Raw genomic sequence first — 22,016 nt, forward strand, 5'->3', positions numbered from 1 at the left:
TCCCGTAAGATTAATTTTCGCGATTGGCGGCCGCACAAAACCGGCAACGGCGCGGCCGTAGCCGGTGTTACGCCAATTATTCCGTCAATGTTTAGGCCGCATATGCGGGAACAGCAACACGTCGCGGATACTCGGCGAGTTGGTGAACAACATCACCAACCGGTCGATACCGATGCCCTCGCCGGCCGTCGGTGGCATGCCGTGTTCCAGCGCGGTGATGTAATCGGCGTCGTAATGCATGGCTTCGTTATCGCCGGCCTCTTTTTCCTCGACCTGCTTGCGGAAACGCTCGGCCTGGTCTTCGGCGTCGTTCAACTCGGTGAAGCCGTTGGCAATCTCGCGGCCGCCGACGAAGAACTCGAAACGGTCGGTGACGTGCGGATCATTGTCGTTGCGCCGCGCCAGCGGCGACACTTCCACCGGATAGGCGGTGATGAAGGTCGGGTTCATCAAACGGTACTCGACGGTTTTCTCGAAAATCTCGATCTGCACCTTGCCCAGGCCGTAACTGTCCTTGACCGGGATTTTCAGATTTTCGGCAACCTTGACCGCCGCTTCGCGGCTGGTCAAATCGGCCAGCGTCAAATCGGGATTGAAATGCAGGATGGATTCCAGCACGGTCATCCGCGCAAACGGCTTACCGAAATCGTAAGTTTCACCTTGGTACTCGATTTGAGTGTTACCGACGATATCTTCAGCAATACCGCGCAGCATGGCTTCGGTCAAATCCATCAAGTCGCCGTATTCGGCGTAGGCCTGATAGAACTCCAGCATCGTGAATTCCGGATTATGCCGGGTCGACAGGCCCTCATTACGGAAATTGCGGTTGATTTCGAACACGCGTTCGAAGCCGCCGACTACCAGGCGTTTCAAATACAATTCAGGCGCAATGCGCAGATACAATTCCATATCCAACGCATTGTGAAAAGTCGTGAACGGCCGCGCCGTCGCGCCGCCCGGAATCACCTGCATCATCGGCGTTTCCACTTCCAAGAAGTCGCGAGCGACCAGAAAGTCGCGAATGTAATTGACGATTTTCGAACGCATGACAAAAGTCTTGCGCGCCTCGTCGCTCATGATCAAGTCCAGGTAACGCTGGCGGTATTTGATCTCCTGATCGGCGATGCCGTGGAATTTTTCCGGCAGGGGCCGCAAGGCTTTGGTCAGCAGGCGAATGTCGTCGACCTTGACGCTGAGCTCGCCGACCTTGGTTTTGAACAAGGTACCTTCGGCGCCGAGGATGTCACCGATGTCCCACTTCTTGAACTGGTCGTTATAGACGCCCTCCGGCAGGTTATCGCGCGCGACGTAAACCTGAATCTGGCCGGACATGTCCTGCAAATGGCAAAAACTGGCCTTGCCCATGATGCGGCGCGTCATCATCCGACCGGCAATCTTGACCCTGATCGGCTCGGCCAACAATTCCTCTTCGGATTTTTCGCCATATTCCGCGAGCAATTCTCCGGCCACCACGTTGCGGCGAAAATCTGTCGGAAACGCGATGCCTTCCTCGCGGATGGCATTCAGTTTTTCCCGGCGTTGTTTAATCTGTTCCTGTTCGTCGTGTTCGAGTTCTGACATGTTTTTAAAAACTAAAGCAAAAATAAAAATTAACTATCGGTCCAGAGGCAGCAAGCGCACCCGTTCGCGTAACTCGTCGGCAACGACCAGAGCGCCGTTCTCGAGTTCGGTATGAAAACGGCGCAACAACTCGATTGCCCGCGGCCCCAACGCTTGCGGTGCGATGTTTTGAGTGCGAATTTGAAACACACTGGGCGATTCAGCCCCCGTCAGCGCCAACAAAGTCCCGAAGTCCAGATCATGGGTAAAAACCACGGCGCCATTCTCACGCGCCCATCCAAACAACACGTGATCAGCGGCATTTGCTGCGCCTATTTCTGACCAATGCACCGCCTCGAACCCCGCGCCAACCAACACCGGCACCCAGGCCGGCGACAAGTTCATATCCAGCAATAGTTTCACGCCGCGTGCAAAGGCAATTCGATTTCCTCGGCTCGCCAAGCCGCAAAGCGCAACGCCTCGGTGATATCGTCAGCCTCCAAATAAGGGTATAAATCGAGAATCTGCTGCACCGAATAACCGCTGGCAACCAAACCGACCACAGTACCAACGGTGACCCTAAGGCTGCGTATGCAAGGTTTCCCACCCATTAGATTCTGGTCGAAAGTAATCCGTTGAAAATTTTTCATTACTCCCTCCGGTTCAGGTAAGGTTCGTTTTACAACCCGCTCTTCAAGCTCGCCTCAATAAACTGATCCAACGCCCCGTCCAATACTGCCTGGGTATTGCCGGTTTCGACGTTGGTGCGCAGGTCCTTGATCCGCGATTGGTCCAGCACGTAGGAGCGAATCTGGCTGCCCCAGCCGATGTCGGATTTGGAGTCTTCAATCGCCTGCAAGCCTTCGCTGCGTTTCAGCATTTCCATCTCGTACAGCTTGGCCTTGAGCTGCTTCATCGCCGTGTCTTTGTTCTTGTGCTGCGAGCGGTCGCTTTGGCATTGGGTGACGATGCCGCTGGGCGCGTGGGTAATCCGCACCGCCGATTCGGTTCTATTGACGTGCTGGCCGCCGGCGCCGCTGGCGCGATACACGTCGATCCGCAAATCGGCCGGGTTGATGTCGATTTCGATATCATCGTCGATTTCCGGCGAGACGAAAACCGACGCGAACGAAGTATGGCGGCGGTTGCCGGAATCGAACGGCGATTTGCGCACCAAGCGGTGCACGCCGGTTTCGGTACGCAGCCAACCAAAGGCATACGGACCTTCGAATTTAATCGTCGCACTCTTGATGCCGGCCACATCGCCCGGCGATTCTTCGATCAGTTCGGTTTTAAAGCCCTTGGCCTCGCCCCAGCGCAAATACATGCGCTCTATCATCGATGCCCAATCCTGCGCCTCGGTGCCGCCGGAACCGGCCTGGATATCCAGAAACGCGTTGTTGGGGTCCATTTCGCCACTGAACATGCGCTGGAATTCCAGATTGGCAACCTGTTTCTCGTAGCCTTCCAGATCGCTGGCGACGGTATCGACCGTATCGGCGTCGTTTTCCTCGACCGCCATTGCCAACAACTCCTCGGCATCATTCAGGCCTTGCTCCAGATCCTTGATGGTATTGACGATACCTTCCAGCATCGCCCGTTCCTTACCCATCGCCTGCGCCTGTTCCGGTTTGTTCCAGATCGCCGGATCTTCCAGTTCGCGCAAAACTTCCACCAACCGTTCGCTTTTGCTGTCGAAATCGAGATAGTTCTTCAACCCGGCGCTACGCTCGCGCAGATCGGCAATCTTGTATTTAATCGGATTAATTTCTTGCATGAACCTATGCTCAAACAAAACGCCGGGCAAAGAACCCGGCGCAGATAAAAAACCGGTGATTATAAACGATTAGCCGACCGGTTTGGATTCCCGCGTGCGGAACGACCAGACGATACAACCGATTCCGGCCAATACAAACGGCACGCTCAACAACTGGCCGGTGGTGATCGCCATACCGTTGTCGTACATGGCTTGCTCGGTTTTAAAGTACTCCAGTACGAAACGGACGCTGAACAGCATCGCAATAAAGCTGCCGAATACGAAGCCGGGCTGGCCGCCGCGCTTGGTATAAATTCGCAATGAAACGACATAAACCAGCAGATAGCAAAACGCTTCGTAAAGCTGCACCGGATGGCGCGGCAAGTGGTCGACACGAGAAAACACCACACCCCACGGCTGCGCAGTCGGGATACCCAGAATTTCGGAATTGAAAAAATTGCCGATTCTGATCAAGGCGCCGGCCAATGCAGTCGGAATGCTGACCCGGTCCAGCAACCAGAAATAGCTATCGCCGTATTTGCGCCGATATAGATACAACGCCAGAATGATGCCCAGGGTGGCACCGTGGCTGGCCAAGCCGCCCTCCCATACCGCCAGGATTTTCAGCGGGTGCGACAGGTAATAACCCGGATCGTAAATCAGCGTGTGCCCAAGCCTGGCGCCGAGGATGGTCGCGATCACCATATACCAGAGCAAGGTATCCAGTTCCTCGACGTTCTTGCCTTCGCGCTGGTAAATCCATTGCATGGTCAAAAAGCTGCCGACGAAACCGCAGGCAAACAACAAACCATACCAGCGAATTTTTAAAAAACCGAAATCGACCAGAATCGGATCGATATTCCAGATCAAGTGTTCCATGACAGTGACGCGCTTGGTTGAGATCGTTAAAGGTTACTAGGTTACAAAAACCGGGGCAAATCGGCCGCCCCGAACCGAGCCTCAGCGAAGCCGCCTAAGCGCGGCTAACAGTGGCCGAGTCCGAAACGGGCGCAGTATCGGACAACAAGCCGAACAAGCCTTTTTGCGCCTGCTCCAAAATCGTATTCACCAACGGATGCTTCAGCCGCCGCTGTGCGGTCACTGCATAAAACCGCTCGACCACGCCGTCGGCGATGCCCAACGTGCGCACTCCGTATTGGTTCTCGATCGCCTCCGCCACCGCCAGCGGCGAGAAAAACAAGCCGCTGCCGCCGGCGCCGAAGGTCTTCAACAAGCCGCTGTCTTCGACCTCGACCTGCACCGTCGGACTGATTTGATTGACATCGAACCATTGGTCCAACGAGCGGCGCAATGCGGTATTAGCCGTCGGCAACAGAAACGGCGCGCCGTTCAGACAACGCGGAAAGTCGCGGCGGTAACGTTCGGCCAGCGCCGGAGCGGCGAAAATCGCCACCTGCGACTCGCCCAGAAAATGGTTGAATACTCGGGCACCGCTGGCCGGCGTGGCCGGTACGTCGCACAACACCAGATCCACGCCGTGCAGGGCCAGCTCCGCCAGCAGACGCTCGGTCTTGTCCTCCAGACAATGGATCTGAACCGGCTCGGCCATCCGCAATAAAGGCTCGACCAAACAGTAAGACAACAATTTAGGCAATGCATCGCTGATACCCAGATTCAGGCGCATGCCGCGGCCGCCGCCGCCTTTCAGCATGTGCGTCAACTCGCGCCCCAGACTGAATATCTCCTCCGCATAGTGAAATACCGCACGCCCGGTATCGCTCAATACCAATTTCCGCCCCTGTTTGACGAACAATTGGCAGCCTACGGCCTGTTCGAATATCGCCAATTGGCCGCTGATGGTAGGCTGGGCCAAATGCAATACCTCGCAGGCGGCACTGATGCTGCCATGTTTAGCAACGACCCAAAAATAGTAAAGATGCTGGTAATTGATTCGATCCACGGCCTTAATACATCGTTATTTTCTATGAAATAAATTTATTTATCCGATTTTACTATTTTTTTAACAAGGCATATCTTTTGGTCAAGACAAATTTTTTGCGAGACTACCCATGACCACCGCCCAGACATACGACGACAAAGCCCTGCGCAGCAACTTCCGCTTACTGAAACAAATTCTGGCGCAAGTACTTAAGACCGAAGCCGGCCCCAACATCTCCGGCATGGTCGAGCAACTGCAACGCCAATTCGCTGCGTTACAGCGCGACAATAGCGCCAGCCGCCGCCGACAGTTATCGGACACGCTGAACAAGCTGCCGCCCGAGGCGCAAACCGAAGTGATCCGCGCCTTCAGCATGTTCTTCAGTCTGCTCAACATCGCTGAGGAATCAGCCAACTTGCACCAGCGCCGGCGCCTGGCCGAAAACGACAAGCACTTTTGGCCGGGCTCGTTCCACGATACCTTACTGAATTTGCGTCAGGCCGGCGTCGATGTCGGCCAATTGCAATGTTTACTCGATAATTTGAGCTATATGCCGGTGATGACCGCGCATCCGACCGAAGCCAAGCGGCGGGCGGTTCGCGGCGCATTACGCAACATCTTTCTGAGCCACGAGAAACTCGACGACCCGCGGTTGAAAGGTTATTTCCGGGCCGAAGTGCTGGAGCGGCTGCACAGCCAGATCCAATTGCTGTGGAAGACCGACGAGGTACGCGCCCGCGGCATGGGCGTAGTCGACGAGATCGACGCCGGCTTGTATTACTTTCCGCTGTCGTTGTTCGAAGCCACCGCCCGGGTGTACCGCAATTTCCAGCGCGCCCTGCATGACGTCTACGGCGCCGACGCGGCCGCGGTCAAAATCCCCAATTTCCTCAGCTTTGGTTCCTGGATCGGCGGCGACCGCGACGGCAACCCTAACGTCAAACCGGAAACCACCGCGCTGGCTTTGCGGATGCAGACCCGCACCGTCTTGCAAGCCTACATCGCCCGGGTCGCCGCGCTACGCGAACAACTGTCTTATTCGTACGGCTTGTGCCAACCCACTGCAGCGTTTTTGCAAAGCCTGCAACACGAACGCGAGCTGCTGGGCGACGTTGCAATTCCATTGGAACTCAGCTGCCGCCAAGAACCCTACCGCCACAAATTAAGCTTAATGAAATACCGGCTGGAAGCGGCATTGAACCGGGTCGAACAGCGCATCGAGCAAACGTCGGGCGCCAGCGATATTCACGCCTACGCCGGCGCCCCGCAATTCTTAGCCGATTTGCGGCTGATCCGCGAGTCATTGATCAGCCACGGCGATCAAGCGGTAGCCGACCTGGAGCTGCTGGACTTGATCCGGCTGGTCGAGACCTTCGGCTTCCATCTGATGCAGCTTGACGTGCGCCAGGAATCGACTCGGCATAGCGATGCGGTGGCGGAAATATTTACCCTGGCGTTGCAAATCGACTACCACAGCCTGCAAGAATCGGAACGCTTGCAATTGTTGGGCGAAGCGATCGCCGCGCCCGGCAGCTTGAGCTACGACAATCGGCTGGTGAGCGACGCCACACGGGAAACGCTGGAAGTGTTTCAAGTCATGGCCGACATGCGCCGGGAAATCGGCGCCGACTGTTTCAGCCGCTACGTGATTTCGATGACCCACTCGGCCAGCCACATCATGGAGGTCTTGCTGTTAGCCGCACAAACCGGCCTGGCCGGCCGCATCGGCGGCCGTTGGTATTGCCATGTCGGCGTGTCACCCTTATTCGAGACTATCGAAGATTTAAGCCATATCGACACAGTTTTGCGCACCTTACTGGCGCAGCCGGTCTACCGCGCGTTGCAACAGGCTTACGGCCAGCGTCAGGAAGTGATGTTGGGCTATTCCGATTCCTGCAAGGACGGCGGCATTCTAGCCTCGGCCTGGGGCCTCTACCGGGCTCAGCAACTGGTCATGGAAATCAGCGACAGCGAAGGCATCCCCTGTCGTTTATTCCACGGCCGCGGCGGCACCGTCGGCCGCGGCGGCGGCCCCACCCACCAGGCGATTCTTGCGCAACCGCCGGCTACCGTGCGCGGCCAGATTAAATTCACCGAGCAAGGCGAAGTGTTATTCTACCGCTACAACAATATGGAAACCGCGGTCTACGAACTGACCATGGGCATCACCGGCTTGATGAAAGCCAGCGTCAGCCTGGTGCAGCCGGTCGCCCCGGACCGGGCCGAATCGCTGGCGATCATGAGCGAACTGGCTGCCCTGGGCGAGCGCGGCTATCGGCAATTGACCGAACATACGCCCGGTTTCCTGGACTATTTTTACGAAACCACGCCGGTCACCGAAATCGGTCAACTCAACATCGGCTCGCGGCCGTCGCACCGGAAAAAGCAGGATCGCTCGAAAAAATCGGTGCGGGCCATCGCCTGGGTCTTCGCCTGGGCCCAATCCCGGCAGACCTTCCCGGCCTGGTACGGTATCGGCTCCAGCCTGGAAAATTGGTGCGCCGGCAAACCGGAGCGGCTGAAAACTCTGAGCGAGTTATACTGCACCTGGCCGTTCTTCCGGAATCTGCTGAGCAACGCGCAGATGGCATTAAGCAAATCGGATATGGACATCGCCCGCGAGTACGCCGCCTTGTGCGCCGATCCGGAAGTCGGCAAGCGTATCCATGGCTTGATCGCCGCCGAGCACCGCCGTTGCGTGGACTGGATTCTGGAAATTGCCGAAAGCGACAAACTGCTGGCCGATAATCCGGAGCTGGCTGCTTCTTTACATCGGCGCAACGATTATCTGGGTCCCTTGAACTTTTTGCAGGCCGATCTGCTCAAGGCGGTCAGACAAACGGAAGACAATGGCGAAGAAATAGCCGCGATGAAGCCATTGCTACGTACCATCAACGCTATCGCGGCCGGTATGCGCAATACCGGCTAATCTTGCTAGTCCGTTACGGAGAACACTATGGCTACATCAAATCCGCTACACCGCCTGAAACAGCTCATGCTGGCCGAACGCGAGGACATTGGCTCGTTGCTGGCCTACGGCGTCGGTATCGGTTTGATGTCGCTGGCCACGCCGATCGCGGTACAGGCACTGGTAAACACCATCGCCTTCGGCGCGCTGTTGCAACCCCTGGTGGTATTGACGCTAATCCTGCTGGTATTGCTGTCATTCAGCAATACTCTGGTGGCGCTACAGTTTTACGTCGTGGAGATGCTACAGCGGCGGCTGTTCGTACGCTTATTCGGTACATCGGCCCAACGCTTACGCAACGCTGTGATGTCGGTGCGCGACCACCAGTACTTGCCGGAGCTGGCCAATCGCTTCTTCGACGTGGTCTCGCTGCAAAAGACCGCCGCATCCTTGCTGCTGGAAACCCTAGGTTATCTGCTGCAAACGCTGATCGGCATGATATTGCTGGCGTTTTACCACCCTTTGCTACTGGCCTTCGATTTATTCCTGGTCGCAGCCCTGTACTTGATTCTGTTCGTGATGGGCAAACGCGGGATTCCGACCGCGATCGAACAATCCAAAGCCAAATACGCGGCCGCCGCCTGGCTGGAAAATATCGCCGCCAATCCCTTGCTCGGCAAAAGCCGGGCTGGCGCCGAGTTCGTCGACCAGCAAACCGAAAAGTTCGCCCACCACTACCTCGAAGCCTGCGTTGCTCACTTCCGAATTCTGTCCAGGCAGAACATAGGCGCTCTGGTGTTGCATACCCTGGCCAACACCGCCTTATTGGGCATGGGCGGCTGGATGGTGATCGAACGCCAGCTCAGCCTGGGCCAGTTGATTGCCGCCGAGTTGGTGGTCAACGCCATGGTCTACGGCCTGACCCGACTCGGCAAAAACCTGGATAACTTCTATGAACTGGTCGCCAGCGTCGACAAGATCGGCTATTTGCTGGATCTACCACAAGAAACGGCGCAAGACGGACAACCGGAAATTACCGAGTCTGCCTACCGGCTGGAAATCCGCCAACTCTGTTTGCCGGACAGCCCTTACTGCGACGGCGCCAACGGTCTGGATTTGCTTTTAGCTGCCGGCGACAAACTGGCGATAAGCACCGGCGCCGAACGCGGTAGCTTGCTGGATACCATCTGCGGCCTGCGCACTCCGAGCGCCGGCCAGATCTTGTTGAACGGCCATGACTTACGGGATTTGAACCTGGGCCAATTACGCGACCACGTCTCTCTGGTTCGCCATACCGAGCTGGTAGAAGCGACAATTGCCGAGAACCTGAGCCTGGGACGTGATTTACCGTTGGTAAAGCTTCGCCAAGCCCTGGAACAAGTCGGCCTGCTGGAGACGGTTTCGGCGCTGCCCGAGGGCATGCAGACCGAACTTTGTCCGCAAGGCGGCCCGCTGAACGACGAACAAGCATTACGACTGACCCTGGCACGGGCCATCGCCGGCAACCCTAACTTGTTGTTGATCGACAAGGCTCTGGACCGCATCGACACTCGTTATCTGCCGGTTCTGCTCGAAGCATTAACGGCGCCCAATGCGCCATGGACTTTACTGGTCGTCAGCCACGAGCCGCTGGTGTTGGCGCACTTTCGGCGCCAAGTCATGCTGGCCGATGGCCGTTTGGTCGAAAACGATACCAAGGGAGAATGATATGCACAGCAACACCGATGACTGGCTAGCCAACACCGGATTGGGCGATTTGCGCGACGCGATCACCGCGCCGATCGCCGGCAAAATCGCCCGTTCCTTGTTGTTGCTGCTACTCGTGCTGCTGATCCTGCTGCTACTGACGCCGTGGCAGCAGAACGTACGCGGTATCGGCCGCGTCGTCGCCTATATCCCCGGCGACCGCCAACAAACCGTAGGCGCTCCGGTGGAAGGCCGCATCTCGCGCTGGCTGGTCAAGGAAGGCAGCAGGGTCAAGGCCGGCGAAGTGCTCGCCGAGTTACGCGACAACGACCCGCTGCTGCTGCAACGGCTGGAGAGCGAACGCCAGGCCTTGCTCGGCCGGCAAACCGCGATCGACAACCGGGTGGAAACCTTTCGGGAACAATTGCGCATGGCCGAACAGGCTCGACCCCAAGCCCTGGCCGCAGCCGAATCGCGACTGGAAATGGCTCGCCAACGCCAACGCCAAGCCGCGCAAGGCGCCGAAGCCGCCAGTGCAGCCCGCTTGACATCGTCGTTGAATTTGACCCGCCAACAGACATTGCAAGACAAAGGTCTGGCCTCGCGGCGGACACTGGAGCTGGCGCAACTGGAAATGGCACAACGTAGCGCCGATCTCGACCGCGCCCACGCTGCACTGGCGGCATCCAAGAGCGAAGTCGACGCGGTGGGCGCCGATCTGCGCAAATTGACCGCCGACACCACGGCCAGCGTCGAAAAAGCCCGCGCCGAGCTGAATAAGGCCATCGAAGACCAAAATTATTTGCGCGCCGACTTACTCAAGGTGGAAACCCGCCTGGCTCGTCAGCAAACCCAAACCATCACCGCACCGCGCGACGGTACGGTATTGCGCTTGCTGGCCAACCCGAATGCGGAAATGGTCAAGGCCGGCCAGCCGCTGGCGATCCTGGTGCCGGACACCGACCAGCGTGCAGTGGAATTATGGGTCGACGGCAACGACCTGCCGCTGATCGTCTCCGGCAGCAAGGTACGGCTGCAATTTGAAGGTTATCCCGCCATCCAGTTCGGTGGCTGGCCCGAATTTTCGATCGGTTCGTTTGGCGGCCAGGTAGTGCTGATCGACGCCACCGACGACGGCAAGGGGCATTTTCGGATCCTGGTGCAACCCGATCCGGACGACATTCCTTGGCCGGAAGTGCGCTTTCTCCGCCAAGGCGTAAGGGTCAACGGTTGGGTCTTGCTCGGCCAAGTCACGCTGGGCTACGAATTGTGGCGGATCTTCAACGGCTTCCCGCCGCTGGTATTGCCGGAGCCCGAAGTCAAGGACGCCGGTAAAGGCGATGACAAGAAAGCCGATAGTGGCGAGAAAAAAGAATGAAAACCAGAGCAGCGATTCTGATCTTAGTCTGGTTGCCGCTGCTGGCCTCGGCGGAGCCAGCGCCCGCACCGCGGCCGCTGGCTTTGGCGGAAGTGTTGGACGCGGCTTTGCGGGCGTTTCCAGGCTTACTGGCGGCGGAGCAGCGTAAGCAAGTCGCCGACGGCGAGCTGCAAACCGCAGAAGGCGGCTTCGATACCTTATTGAAATCGCAAAACCGCTGGTCGGTGGCCGGCATGTACGAGAGTCGCAATTACGATGTGGTGATCGAACAACCGACGCCCCTTTGGGGCGCGACTTTTTTCGGCGGCTGGCGGCGCGGCACCGGCCAATATCCGGTCTACGAAGGCAAAAGCCAGACTGCCGACGACGGTGAGGCGCGAATCGGCGTCAACATCCCGTTGTGGCGCAACCGCGAGATCGACCGCCGCCGCGCCAGTTTGCAACAGGCCGAACTCGGCAAATTGATCGCCAACCACGAGTTCGATCAGGTTTTATTGGAAGTGCGCCGCCAGGCCAGCCACCGCTATTGGGACTGGGTCTTGGCCGGTCTGCGCGCCCGCACCGCGGCGCAACTGCTGCAAATTGCCGAACAGCGTAACGACGGCATTCTGCAGCGAGTCGCTGCCGGCGATATTCCGGATTTCGAAGCGCTAGACAACCAGCGGGCCATCATCGAGCGCCGCGAGCGACTGGTTGCCGCCAAACGTATGCTGGAGCAAAGCGCGATTCAATTGTCTTTGTATTGGCGCGACGCCGACGGCCAACCGCAATTGCCCACCGACGAGTTGCTGCCGAGCGGCTTTCCGGAACGCGAGCCGAAAATTGAAGCGGATTTCGAAAACGCCGCTCATTTGGCCCGCAGCCAACGGCCGGAATTGAAACGTTTGGAATTGCAGAGTCAGCAGACCGAGACCGAACTGGCTTTGCAAAACAACCAGCGCAATCCGGCCGTGGATTTCTCGGTGATGGGCGCCAGCGATATCGGTTATGCCAAAGAAAAATTGAACCGCGACGAACTCTATCTGGGTTTGAATGTCGATATACCGCTACAACAACGGGTCGCCGGCGGTCGGGCGCAAACGGCAGCGGCGAATTTAAAGCGTCTGCGCTGGGAGCGTACCGGCACCGAGGACAGGATCAATGCTGAAGTGAAGGATGTGCTGTCAGCCTTGAACGCCGCCCGCCAACGGCTAACGCTGAGCGAACAGCAGCGGCAAGCGGCCCGTCAGTTGGAGGAAGGGGAACGCACTCGCTTCGAATGGGGTGAAACGACTTTGTTATTTGTCAATCTACGTGAAATAGCCAGCGGCGACGCGACGCTGCAAGCCGCCGATGCGGCAGCCAGCCTGTTCAAGGCCCATGCCGACTTTCAGGCCGCGGTCGCCGCACCTTTGGATTACTCACAATGAGGTGATGAGTATGATTAGAAAGTTTGATAGAGCCGATTTTTCTAGAACAACGGTAGTTAAGACTTTGGTGTTGGTCGGCGGGTTAATCGTCTGCGTCAAATTCCCTGTCGAAACTTTGCACTTTTTCGGCGTGGCGGTTCATACCGTTTACGAAAGCTTAGCCTTTGCCATTGAAGAGTTGTTGACGCACGTTTTCGGTTTCAGCAAGTTCCAGGCGCAAATGATCGTGTTTTACAGCAGTTGCGCCATCGCTGCCGGCATTTTGTACCGGATCGTCCGGCATTTGCCGATCTGGTTGAAGCGGGCCAAACGCTACTGCATAGAATGCTACGTGCGCTTGCGGGAACGCTGGCAAAGCTACTGGGAGATGTTGCCGGTGTTGCAGAAAACGCAGTTGTTGGCGGTGGAATTCGCCTTTTTGGCCGGTAGCGTCGGCTATATGTTGGTTTGACAACCAGCCATTTCGGCTCGCCTCATTCCGGCGCGGCGACCTGGAGCCGACCGGCCTCGACCCGCACCGGAAACGTGGCGACATCCTCGTAAGCCGGCGCGCATTTAACCTGGCCGGTCTTGACGCAAAACCGGGCGCCGTGACGCGGACAGACGATTTCGTCGCCGTCCAGTTCGCCGCTGGCGATCTCGGCGCCGTCGTGGGTGCAGACATCGGCAATGGCGTAAAACTCGCCGCCGATGTTGAACACGGCAACATCGTCGCCGTCGACATCCACCACCACATGTTCGCCATCGGCCAGCGCCGAGGCCGCCAGTACATCGATCCACTCTGCCATGCTGTTCTCGCTTGTTGGGTAAAACGACTTTCGTCTATTTCAAATACACATCGTAACGGAGCAGTTTGCCCTGCAAACTCTCGTTTGGTTTGCCGCCCAGCGACTCGGCGTAATCCGGACTTTTGACGACCACCCGTTTGCCGGTCGCGGCCCAGGCCGCATCGAACAATTGTTGCCGATCCAGATCATCGCCGAGAATATCGCGCAGCATAGCCATTGACTTGCGGGTCGCCGCCGATTGCTTGCGCTTCACCGGGAACATCGGATCCAGATAAATGCAGTCCGGCGCTTCCGGCAGGTTCGCCATTAACTCGATGGCGTTTCCGACTAGCAGTAGCGGTGGTTGCAATTCGCGGCGCAGCACCCAATCCTTTTGCGCCAAGCGTTCGAAACCATCTGCAATCAACGCCGCCATTACTGGCGAACGCTCGATGCAGGTGACTTGATAACCCATCCGAAACAAGACCAGACTGTCTTGGGCCCAACCGCAGGTAGCATCGACCACGGTATGGCTTTTCTTACCAACCGCCTGCGCCAGCAAATCTTTTTTCGGGGCGGGATAGGAATGCTGTTCGCCGGGGCGGGGATCGACTTCGACCGCCAGCCCACCTTTTTTCAGGTTTTGTCGGTCCAGCAGTTTTAGACAACCGTCTCGGTAAGCCAAAAAAATATCGCCATCACCGGCCAACGCTTGTTCCAAGTCCACCAGGTCGACAGCCAAATGCTGCGCCAGCCTGGCGTCGCGGAGCGCGTCGCCGCGCAATACGGCGAGTTTGTGCCCAGACACTATTCCGTGGAAACGGCTTCCTGTTGATTCTTCAACGCCGCATCCAGCGTATGCCAGGCCAAGGTCGCACATTTGACCCTCGCCGGATATTCGCGCACGCCGGCCAATACCGCCAGCTTGCCGATCGCTTCCAGGTTGATGTCCTCGGTCTTGCCGGTGGTCATTTCGTGGAACTGCTTGAACAAGGCTTCGGCTTCGGCTTCGCTCATGCCCTTGATAATTTCGGTCATCAGCGACACCGACGCGGTGGAAATCGCGCAGCCGGAGCCTTGGAAACTGGCATCCTGGATCACGTGGTCGCCGCCGATTTTCAAAAACAAGGTGAGCTTGTCGCCGCACAGCGGATTAAAACCGTCCACCCGCCGATTAGCATCGTCCATGATGCGGAAATTGCGCGGGTTGCGGTTGTGGTCGAAGATGACCTCTTGGTATAGGTCGCGTAATTCGTCAAACATTAGCCAAACACCTCAATTAGGGACTTGATGCCTTGCATCAAAATATCGATTTCTTGCCGGGTATTGTACATGGCAAATGACGCGCGCGCCGTGGCCGGCACGCCGTAAAAATCCATGACCGGCATCGCGCAATGATGACCGGCGCGCACGGCGATACCCAAGCTGTCCAGCATGGTGCCTATGTCGTGCGGGTGGATGTGGTCCAGCGTGAACGACAGGATGCCGCCCTTATGCTCGGCCTGGCCGATGATATTCAGGCCTTTGATTTGCCGGGCTTGCTCGGTGGCGTAATCCAGCAATTCAGCCTCGTAAGCGGCAATGTTGTCCATGCCAATCGCGCTGACGTAGTCAATCGCGGCACCCAGCCCGATGATTTCGGCAATCGCCGGGGTACCGGCTTCGAACTTGTGCGGCAGTCCGGCGTAGGTAGTCTTTTCGAAGGTCACTTGCCGAATCATGTCGCCACCGCCTTGATACGGCGGCATTGCTTCCAGCAGGGCTTGCTTGCCGTACAACACGCCGGTGCCGGACGGGCCGTAGAGTTTGTGGCCGGAAAATACGTAAAAATCGCAATCCAGCGCCTGGACATCAACCGGCATATGCGGAATCGCCTGAGCGCCGTCCAGCAACACCGGAATATCTTTGGCGTGGGCGGCTGCGATGATTTTCTCGACCGGATTGATACTACCCAGCGCGTTGGACATGTGAGTGATGGCGACCAACTTAGTGTTGGCGTTCAATAGCTTCTCGAACTCATCGAACAGCAATTCGCCTTGCTGATTGATCGGCACGACTCTTAAAACGCTGCCGATCTGCTGGCACAGCATCTGCCAAGGCACGATGTTGGCGTGATGTTCCATCGCACTAATCACGATTTCGTCGCCGGCTTTCAGATGCGACTTGCCGTAACTCTGCGCAACCAGATTGATCGCTTCGGTGGCACCGCGCACGAAGATGATTTCTTTTTCGCTGTTGGCGTTGAGGAACGCCCTGACTTTTTCCCGCGCCGCCTCGAAGCGATCCGTGGCCTTGACGCTGAGCGTGTGCACACCGCGATGGATGTTGGCGTACTCGTGGCTATAGGTATGCACGATGGCATCGATCACCGCTTGCGGCTTTTGGCAGCTTGCGGCATTGTCCAGATAAACCAGGGGTTTATTGCGGATCTTTTCACCGAGGATGGGGAAGTCGGCGCGGATGTGTTCGATTGGAAATGTGCTCATCGCTAACTGTTTGGTTTAATTGATTTCGTCTTTTCTAAACACTAGAATCGATTCAGTCGATTCGTTCATTGGATAAAACTATGGTCGCCGTTTTCCCGCAAAAACACCTCACCGACATCGCCGAGTGGCATCGCATGGGCGAGGCCGGGATTTTTCCGCCTGAAGCGCGCCTGGAACTGATCGAAGGAGAAATTTTGCATATGGCACCGATTGGCTTTAATCATGCCGGGCATGTTGCCCGACTCATTCATGCCTTAACGCTGCGCGTTCAAGGCCGAGCCATTGTCAATTCGCAAAATCCCGTTCAACTTGGCGACCTGTCCGAACCGGAACCGGATTTTTTATTGCTAAAACCCGACCCCGATTTTTACACCACCCGACACCCCAAGGCTGGCGATGTGCTATTGCTGATCGAAGTTTCCGACAGCACGCTACGTTTCGACCGCGAGCAAAAACGCCGTTTGTACGCCACCCACCAAATCCCCGAGTATTGGATCGTCAATCTGATCGACAACTGCCTGGAAATCTACCGGCAACCCGACGATGGCGATTACCAGGAGCAAACGACGTTAGCCAAGGCAGACACTGTCAATCTGGTTGCTCTGCCGGAGATTCAGGTTCGGGTCGCCGACATCTTATAGACGTTGGTCCTACAAACTCATCGCCGGAAACCGCGCCAATAACTCCTGCAATAGCAAGCCCTTCAACTCGGCATTCTCCACCTTATCCGCCATTTCATTGGCAAAAGCGAAGGTCAAAATGTTTCGTGCGGTTTCCGCATCGACGCCGCGCGATTGCAGATAAAACACCGACTTTTCTTCCAACTGGCCGACAGTGACGCCGTGCGAGCATTTGACATCGTCGTTGTAAATTTCCAGTTGCGGTTTGGTATCGACCTCAGCATCGGCCGATAGCAACAAATTGCGGTTATTCATTTCCGAATCGGTGTGTTGCGCGCCTTCCGCAACGACTACCCGACCCTGAAACACACCACGCGCCTTGTTATCCAGCACACCTTTATAAAACTCGCGGCTGATACCGTGCGGCTGCAAATGATTGATGCGCGTGTGATTGTCCAAATGCTGGCGGCCGCTGGCGACGAACAAGCCGTTCAAGCTGCATTCCGACGCTTTGTCCAGATCGCTATGAATATCGCTACGCGCCAGCAAACTGCCGAGTGCAAAATTGTGGTGAGCAAAACGGCTATCCGGCGCTTGTTTGACGTAAGTACCGCCAAAGTGCTGCGCCTTGGCGGCTTCCAATTGCGCTTTGTACAAAGTCAAACCGGCGTTGCGGCCCAACAGACATTCGTTGACGGACACCGTGAAATAGCTGTCGGCACTGCCGACGTAAGTTTCGATGATTTCCGCTTCGGCCTGGTCGTTGACGAGGAACAGATTGCGGCTGACGGCCAGCGCGTTGGCCTCGGTCACCACGTGCAGAATCTGCAACGGTTTATCCAATTGCTGCTTGGCGGCAACCTCGATCACGACACCATCGGCGAACCAGGCGGTGTTGAACGCGACCAGATTGTGTTCGCTAGCGGCAACCGCTTGACCCAATTTGCCGGCGACCAAATCCGGATTTTGAAATAGCACCTCGGCCAAACTGCGCACGCTGACGCCGTCGTTCAAACCGGACAAAGCCGACAAACCGGCAACATAGCGACCGTTAACCAACACCACGCTATAAGCGTCTTTCAGGCGGTATGACTGTAACCAAGCCTCGTCAATGCCCTGTTCAGCAACCGGCGCGAACACGGTTTTGTTCAACGCCGACAGATTGGTGTAGCGCCATTCTTCCTCGCGAATATTGGGAAAACCGCGCTCGGCAAACGCAGCCAAACCTTCGGCACGCAGTTGCTGCAACCATGGCAGATCGACACCCGGCAACGACGGTGCCAAGTCTTGATAGGCCGCCAAATAAGAATAAGCTGATTGTTCGGCGGCGATCATGCGGCTTGCCCTTCCAGCCAGCTGTAACCTTTTTCTTCCAGCTCCAACGCCAGCTCCGGCCCGCCGGACTTGACGATCTTGCCGTCGGCAAGGACGTGCACCACGTCGGGTTTGATGTAATCCAGCAGGCGTTGATAATGGGTGATCATCAAGAACGAGCGCTCGGCGGCACGTAGCGAATTGACGCCGTCGGACACAATCCGCAACGCGTCAATGTCCAGGCCGGAATCGGTCTCGTCGAGGATGCACAATCTCGGCTCCAGCACTGCTGCCTGCAAAATCTCGTTACGCTTCTTCTCGCCGCCGGAAAAACCTTCGTTGACCGCGCGGTACAAAAATTTCTCGTCCATCTGCAACAACTTGACCTTGCTTTTGACGATGGTCAGAAAATCCATCGCATCGACTTCCGGCAGGCCCTTGTGCTTGCGCATCGCATTCAGGGCCGCCTTCAATAGATAAATATTGCTGACGCCGGGAATCTCGACCGGATATTGGAACGCTAAAAACACCCCTTCGCGGGCGCGGATTTCCGGGTCCATATCCAGCAAATCCTTCCCGTCGTAAGTCACGCTGCCTTCAGTGACGCTGTAACCGGGTTTGCCTGACAGCACGTGCGACAAGGTGCTCTTGCCGGCGCCGTTAGGGCCCATGATGGCGTGAACTTCCCCTGGGTTTATGTCCAGGGTTAGACCTTTTAATATGGGTTTGTCGTTGATGGTGACGTGGAGATTTTTTATGCTGAGCATACGTTTTTTACCTAAGTTTTTAAAATGTAGGCTGGGTAGAGCAACGCGAAACCCAGCATTTAAATCTTTAATTTGTGTCGCTGACGCGACGGCGTTTTGTAAGTCGGTTCTCGCACCGACAGGCGAGATACTTTTCTTTGCTTGTCCAAAGAAAAGTATCCAAAAGAAAAGACACCCGGATGCCGCTTATTCCCTGCGCTCCTCGCTTTTGAACGGGGTTGCCGAAAGGGGCTTCCTGCCCCTTCGGCAACGCGCCGCATCCTTGCGGCGCCCCTACGGACTGATCCGTTCAAAAGCTCCGGTGCTCGGCGCGGCATACGGGGAAAAACATCCCCGTATTTAAAATTTCAAAAATCTGATTAGGTCCGATTATGCTTTGCTACTCAGACCTAAGCGATTTACTCCTTCTCTTACGATAAAAACCAATCGCCTCAATAGCTAGTGATACTCCACCAGCTAATAGAACCGCCGGAACAAAAACTGATATAAATCTTTTTATACTATCTAAGGCATTTAAATCTGGCACCAATTTAATTCCAATACCAAAAGCAACGAGGGACACAACAGAACCCATTAACACCGAGGTAATTACCCGTAGACGCTTGAAACTGGCATCCGTTTGATAACTGTCTAATGAGGTAGCCACATGCTTATCAACAAGCTCCATTATCTGCTCAAACAATTCGTTTGCCTCTGTCTCACTTCCCGGCTCCAGATAACGCGCTAGCTCAAAAAATTTATCTTTAATTTCAAAATCAAACATGACTGAATGAATCGGCTTAGATTGTTCTCTGATTTCTAAAATTGACTGATTAATTTTCTCCGAATACTCGGCCTTTTGTTTCAAATCCAAATGCCGACTACGCTGAAGTCTAAAAGCCACATCTTGAAGAATAGAAATCGCAGTGCAGCTAGCTCTCAAGTTTACTGAATAGCTACGTTCAGCTGCCGCAATGAGATTTTCAATAATGTCTTCAGAGAATTGTTGTTTATTAATTATGTAACTTTCGACCAGATCAATTAACTCATCAGTGGCATGTCGTTTTCTCTCGACAGATGCAGATATCGAATCATTTTTTTGAAACTTATAAAAAACATACGAAACAATAATACCGATCAAAATAGAAACAATTGAAAGCCAATTATTTTCTAAAAATACAATCACGATAAACTCCTATATCGCTAAAAACATCTTACATCCAATTCATCCAAATACTTTCAATCTCACGAGGGGGTTGTTCCCGTTATTCCGCCCCGAGCATCGCAGCTTTTGGCGAGATCGGCCCGCAGGGGAGCGGCAGGGATGCCGCTCGTTTTCGGAGGGCCAAGGATGGCCCTTTCGAAAACCCTCGCCAAAAACGAGACGCGTAGGATTAAGGCGGAATTCCGGGTGGCTTTTATTTTGGTGACTTTTCTTTGGCCAAACAAAGAAAAGTTACTCGGCCGTCGGGCCGAGACCCGACTCTAAAACAAACCGTCGCGATAGCGACACCTTAAAATCGCCCTCACCCTAGCCCTCTCCCTGAGGGAGATGGAACGAAAAACCTTTTAACCAACCGCCCCTTCCAGACTAATCCCCAACAACGCCTGCGCCTCCACCGCAAACTCCATCGGCAATTCCTTAAACACTTCCTTACAAAACCCATTCACGATCATCGACACCGCGTCTTCCGCCGACAAGCCGCGCTGCTGACAAAAGAACAATTGGTCTTCGCTGATTTTCGAGGTGGTCGCTTCGTGTTCGATCTGGGCCGACGGTTGTTTGACCTCGACATACGGAAAGGTATGCGCGCCGCATTTATCGCCGACCAGCAGCGAATCGCACTGAGTATGGTTGCGGGCGTTTTCGGCGGATTTGGCGACCTTGACCAAACCGCGATAGGTGTTCTGCGCTTTGCCGGCGGAAATACCCTTGGACACGATGGTGCTGCGGGTGTTTTTGCCGATATGGATCATCTTGGTGCCGGTGTCGGCCTGTTGGAGATTGTTGGTCAAGGCTACCGAGTAAAACTCCCCGACCGAATCGTCGCCCAACAACACGCAGCTCGGGTACTTCCAGGTGATCGCCGAGCCGGTTTCCACCTGGGTCCACGATACCTTGGAGTTACGACCCCGACATTCGGCGCGCTTGGTGACGAAGTTGTAGATACCGCCGACGCCGTCTTTGTCGCCGGGATACCAGTTTTGTACAGTGGAATATTTGATCTGGGCGTTGTCCAACGCGACCAATTCCACCACGGCAGCATGCAACTGGTTTTCATCGCGCATCGGCGCGGTGCAGCCTTCCAGATAGGACACGTGCGAGCCTTCGTCGGCAATGATTAAGGTGCGTTCGAACTGGCCGGTGTTGGCGGCGTTGATGCGGAAATAGGTCGATAATTCCATCGGACAACGCACACCTTTGGGGATGTAAACGAAGGAACCGTCGGTAAACACTGCCGAGTTCAATGCGGCGAAAAAGTTATCGCCAACCGGTACGACGCTACCGAGGTATTGTTTGACCAGTTCAGGGTGCTCCTGTAGCGCTTCGGAAATCGGGCAAAAAATCACCCCGGCCTCTTTGAGCTTGCCTTTAAAGGTGGTGGCGACCGATACGCTGTCGAACACCGCGTCAACCGCGATTCCGGCCAGCCGCTCTTGTTCATCCAGCGGAATCCCAAGTTTTTTGTAAGTTTCCAGCAATTCCGGATCGACTTCGTCCAGACTTTTGGGCTTATCTTTTTTGGACTTAGGCGCCGAGTAATAGCTGATGGCTTGGTAGTCGATCGGATCGATCTTTAGTTGTGCCCAGTCCGGTTCGCTCATGGTTTGCCAATGGCGAAACGCCTTTAGCCGGTATTCAAGCATGAATTCCGGTTCGTTTTTAACTTTGGACAGACGACGGATAACGTCTTCGTCCAATCCCGGCGGAAAGGTATCGGCTTCCAACTCGGTGACGAAGCCTTGTTTGTATTCCTGGCTGATCAGGTTTTCGATTTCTTTAGCGGAGGTGGACATAGGCTTTAGTACTTTTATCGAAACAGTTGATTGACCGGAATATACACTTCTTCCGGCGGTTTAAACGGCAACACCATGTCTGCCAGCGTAATCGATTCCAACGCATTGGCGATTTTTTGATTTATCAAATGCCAGTTGCCTTGTATTCGGCAACCGCTGGCTTGGTCGCAGCCCTTATGTGAAGCACTGCACTCGGTCAAAGCTATCGGCCCCTCCAGTGCGCCGATAATGGCAGCAACGGTAATTCTGTCCGGCTCTCGCGCCAAGGCGTATCCGCCTTTAGCTCCGCGCACCGAAACCACGACTTGAGCCTTCATTAGTGTTTTCAATATCTTACTGACGGTCGGCTGAGCGATGCCGGTAACCTCGGCCAATTCGAACGTTCCGTGCAAACGACCCGATTCCCGAGCCATATGACTCAGGATTACCGTTGCATAATCAGTCAGCTTGCTCAATCGCAACATCCGC

Annotated in this window: 22 protein-coding genes; 7 read left to right on the forward strand and 15 right to left on the reverse strand. The window is 55.6% G+C overall.

All coding sequences use genetic code 11. The features are described 5' to 3' along the window. Positions 1-84: 84 nt before the first annotated feature. From lysS to AC0IM9_RS01330, 6 genes are all read right to left on the reverse strand, one after another. Positions 85-1,581, reverse strand: a complete 1,497-nt coding sequence (gene lysS / locus AC0IM9_RS01305; RefSeq protein WP_482802763.1) for a lysine--tRNA ligase — start codon at positions 1,579-1,581, stop codon at positions 85-87. Between the two features lie 33 nt (positions 1,582-1,614). Further along, the gene (locus tag AC0IM9_RS01310) at positions 1,615-1,983 is read right to left on the reverse strand and encodes a DUF5615 family PIN-like protein (RefSeq protein WP_278212182.1); all 369 of its coding nucleotides are present in this window, start codon (positions 1,981-1,983) and stop codon (positions 1,615-1,617) included. Continuing rightward, entirely contained in the window at positions 1,980-2,210 is a 231-nt protein-coding gene (locus AC0IM9_RS01315; protein WP_278212183.1) for a DUF433 domain-containing protein, read from the reverse strand. Before AC0IM9_RS01315 ends, AC0IM9_RS01310 begins: the two co-directional genes overlap by 4 nt. Positions 2,211-2,239: 29 nt before the next feature. Further along, positions 2,240-3,337: a peptide chain release factor 2 gene (gene prfB / locus AC0IM9_RS01320; protein ID WP_140913788.1), complete on the reverse strand. Its 1,098-nt coding sequence runs from the start codon at positions 3,335-3,337 to the stop codon at positions 2,240-2,242. 69 nt (positions 3,338-3,406) lie between these two features. After that, positions 3,407-4,195 carry a prolipoprotein diacylglyceryl transferase gene (lgt, locus tag AC0IM9_RS01325; RefSeq protein ID WP_140913786.1) on the reverse strand — a complete coding sequence of 263 codons (789 nt, stop codon included), beginning with the start codon at positions 4,193-4,195 and terminating at the stop codon, positions 3,407-3,409. Between the two features lie 94 nt (positions 4,196-4,289). Further along, positions 4,290-5,237 carry a LysR family transcriptional regulator gene (locus AC0IM9_RS01330; RefSeq protein WP_482802764.1) on the reverse strand — a complete coding sequence of 316 codons (948 nt, stop codon included), beginning with the start codon at positions 5,235-5,237 and terminating at the stop codon, positions 4,290-4,292. Between the two features lie 109 nt (positions 5,238-5,346). Here AC0IM9_RS01330 and ppc point away from each other — a divergent pair, with 109 nt between their 5' ends. From ppc to AC0IM9_RS01355, 5 genes are read left to right on the forward strand one after another with little or no spacing between them, the layout of a single operon-like run. Then, positions 5,347-8,145 carry a phosphoenolpyruvate carboxylase gene (gene ppc / locus AC0IM9_RS01335; protein ID WP_482802765.1) on the forward strand — a complete coding sequence of 933 codons (2,799 nt, stop codon included), beginning with the start codon at positions 5,347-5,349 and terminating at the stop codon, positions 8,143-8,145. A 27-nt stretch (positions 8,146-8,172) separates the two neighbouring features. Beyond that, a complete protein-coding gene (locus tag AC0IM9_RS01340) occupies positions 8,173-9,831 on the forward strand; it encodes an ATP-binding cassette domain-containing protein (RefSeq protein ID WP_140913783.1) in 1,659 nt (552 codons plus the stop codon). 1 nt (position 9,832) lies between these two features. Next, positions 9,833-11,188, forward strand: coding sequence for an HlyD family secretion protein (locus AC0IM9_RS01345; protein WP_140913782.1), 1,356 nt, complete (start codon positions 9,833-9,835; stop codon positions 11,186-11,188). Then, positions 11,185-12,597 (forward strand): TolC family protein, encoded by a 1,413-nt coding sequence (locus tag AC0IM9_RS01350; protein WP_482802766.1) that lies wholly within the window; start codon positions 11,185-11,187, stop codon positions 12,595-12,597. Before AC0IM9_RS01345 ends, AC0IM9_RS01350 begins: the two co-directional genes overlap by 4 nt. Positions 12,598-12,607: 10 nt before the next feature. Further along, positions 12,608-13,048 (forward strand): hypothetical protein, encoded by a 441-nt coding sequence (locus AC0IM9_RS01355; RefSeq protein ID WP_482802767.1) that lies wholly within the window; start codon positions 12,608-12,610, stop codon positions 13,046-13,048. Positions 13,049-13,070: 22 nt separating this feature from the next. Here the strand turns inward: AC0IM9_RS01355 and AC0IM9_RS01360 are convergent, their stop codons facing one another. From AC0IM9_RS01360 to AC0IM9_RS01375, 4 genes are read right to left on the reverse strand one after another with little or no spacing between them, the layout of a single operon-like run. After that, positions 13,071-13,385: a non-heme iron oxygenase ferredoxin subunit gene (locus tag AC0IM9_RS01360; RefSeq protein WP_482802768.1), complete on the reverse strand. Its 315-nt coding sequence runs from the start codon at positions 13,383-13,385 to the stop codon at positions 13,071-13,073. A 34-nt stretch (positions 13,386-13,419) separates the two neighbouring features. Then, complete coding sequence (locus tag AC0IM9_RS01365; protein WP_482802769.1) at positions 13,420-14,172, reverse strand: class I SAM-dependent methyltransferase; 753 nt, start codon at positions 14,170-14,172, stop codon at positions 13,420-13,422. Further along, complete coding sequence (sufU, locus tag AC0IM9_RS01370; RefSeq protein WP_278212192.1) at positions 14,172-14,627, reverse strand: Fe-S cluster assembly sulfur transfer protein SufU; 456 nt, start codon at positions 14,625-14,627, stop codon at positions 14,172-14,174. Before sufU ends, AC0IM9_RS01365 begins: the two co-directional genes overlap by 1 nt. Continuing rightward, complete coding sequence (locus AC0IM9_RS01375; RefSeq protein WP_482802770.1) at positions 14,627-15,850, reverse strand: SufS family cysteine desulfurase; 1,224 nt, start codon at positions 15,848-15,850, stop codon at positions 14,627-14,629. Before AC0IM9_RS01375 ends, sufU begins: the two co-directional genes overlap by 1 nt. 80 nt (positions 15,851-15,930) lie before the next feature. Between AC0IM9_RS01375 and AC0IM9_RS01380 the strand changes: the two genes are divergently transcribed. Further along, positions 15,931-16,491 (forward strand): Uma2 family endonuclease, encoded by a 561-nt coding sequence (locus AC0IM9_RS01380; protein ID WP_482802771.1) that lies wholly within the window; start codon positions 15,931-15,933, stop codon positions 16,489-16,491. Positions 16,492-16,500: 9 nt separating this feature from the next. Here the strand turns inward: AC0IM9_RS01380 and sufD are convergent, their stop codons facing one another. Continuing rightward, positions 16,501-17,805, reverse strand: coding sequence for a Fe-S cluster assembly protein SufD (gene sufD / locus AC0IM9_RS01385; RefSeq protein ID WP_482802772.1), 1,305 nt, complete (start codon positions 17,803-17,805; stop codon positions 16,501-16,503). Then, positions 17,802-18,551: a Fe-S cluster assembly ATPase SufC gene (sufC, locus tag AC0IM9_RS01390; RefSeq protein WP_482802773.1), complete on the reverse strand. Its 750-nt coding sequence runs from the start codon at positions 18,549-18,551 to the stop codon at positions 17,802-17,804. The genes sufD and sufC overlap by 4 nt, the downstream gene beginning before the upstream one ends. Here sufC and AC0IM9_RS01395 point away from each other — a divergent pair. After that, positions 18,541-18,894, forward strand: coding sequence for a hypothetical protein (locus AC0IM9_RS01395; RefSeq protein ID WP_482802774.1), 354 nt, complete (start codon positions 18,541-18,543; stop codon positions 18,892-18,894). The two genes, sufC and AC0IM9_RS01395, sit on opposite strands and share 11 nt — an antisense overlap. Before the next feature lie 36 nt (positions 18,895-18,930). On the opposite strand, the gene AC0IM9_RS01400 is transcribed toward AC0IM9_RS01395, so the two are convergent. From AC0IM9_RS01400 to AC0IM9_RS01410, 3 genes are all read right to left on the reverse strand, one after another. Continuing rightward, on the reverse strand, positions 18,931-19,716 hold the full coding sequence (locus AC0IM9_RS01400; RefSeq protein ID WP_482802775.1) for a hypothetical protein: 786 nt from the start codon (positions 19,714-19,716) through the stop codon (positions 18,931-18,933). A gap of 383 nt (positions 19,717-20,099) precedes the next feature. Continuing rightward, entirely contained in the window at positions 20,100-21,548 is a 1,449-nt protein-coding gene (sufB, locus tag AC0IM9_RS01405; RefSeq protein ID WP_482802776.1) for a Fe-S cluster assembly protein SufB, read from the reverse strand. Positions 21,549-21,562: 14 nt separating this feature from the next. Next, a complete protein-coding gene (locus tag AC0IM9_RS01410) occupies positions 21,563-22,012 on the reverse strand; it encodes an SUF system Fe-S cluster assembly regulator (protein WP_140913401.1) in 450 nt (149 codons plus the stop codon). Positions 22,013-22,016: the final 4 nt, after the last annotated feature.

The sequence above is a fragment of the Methylomonas sp. Uni0011 genome (assembly GCF_056850255.1).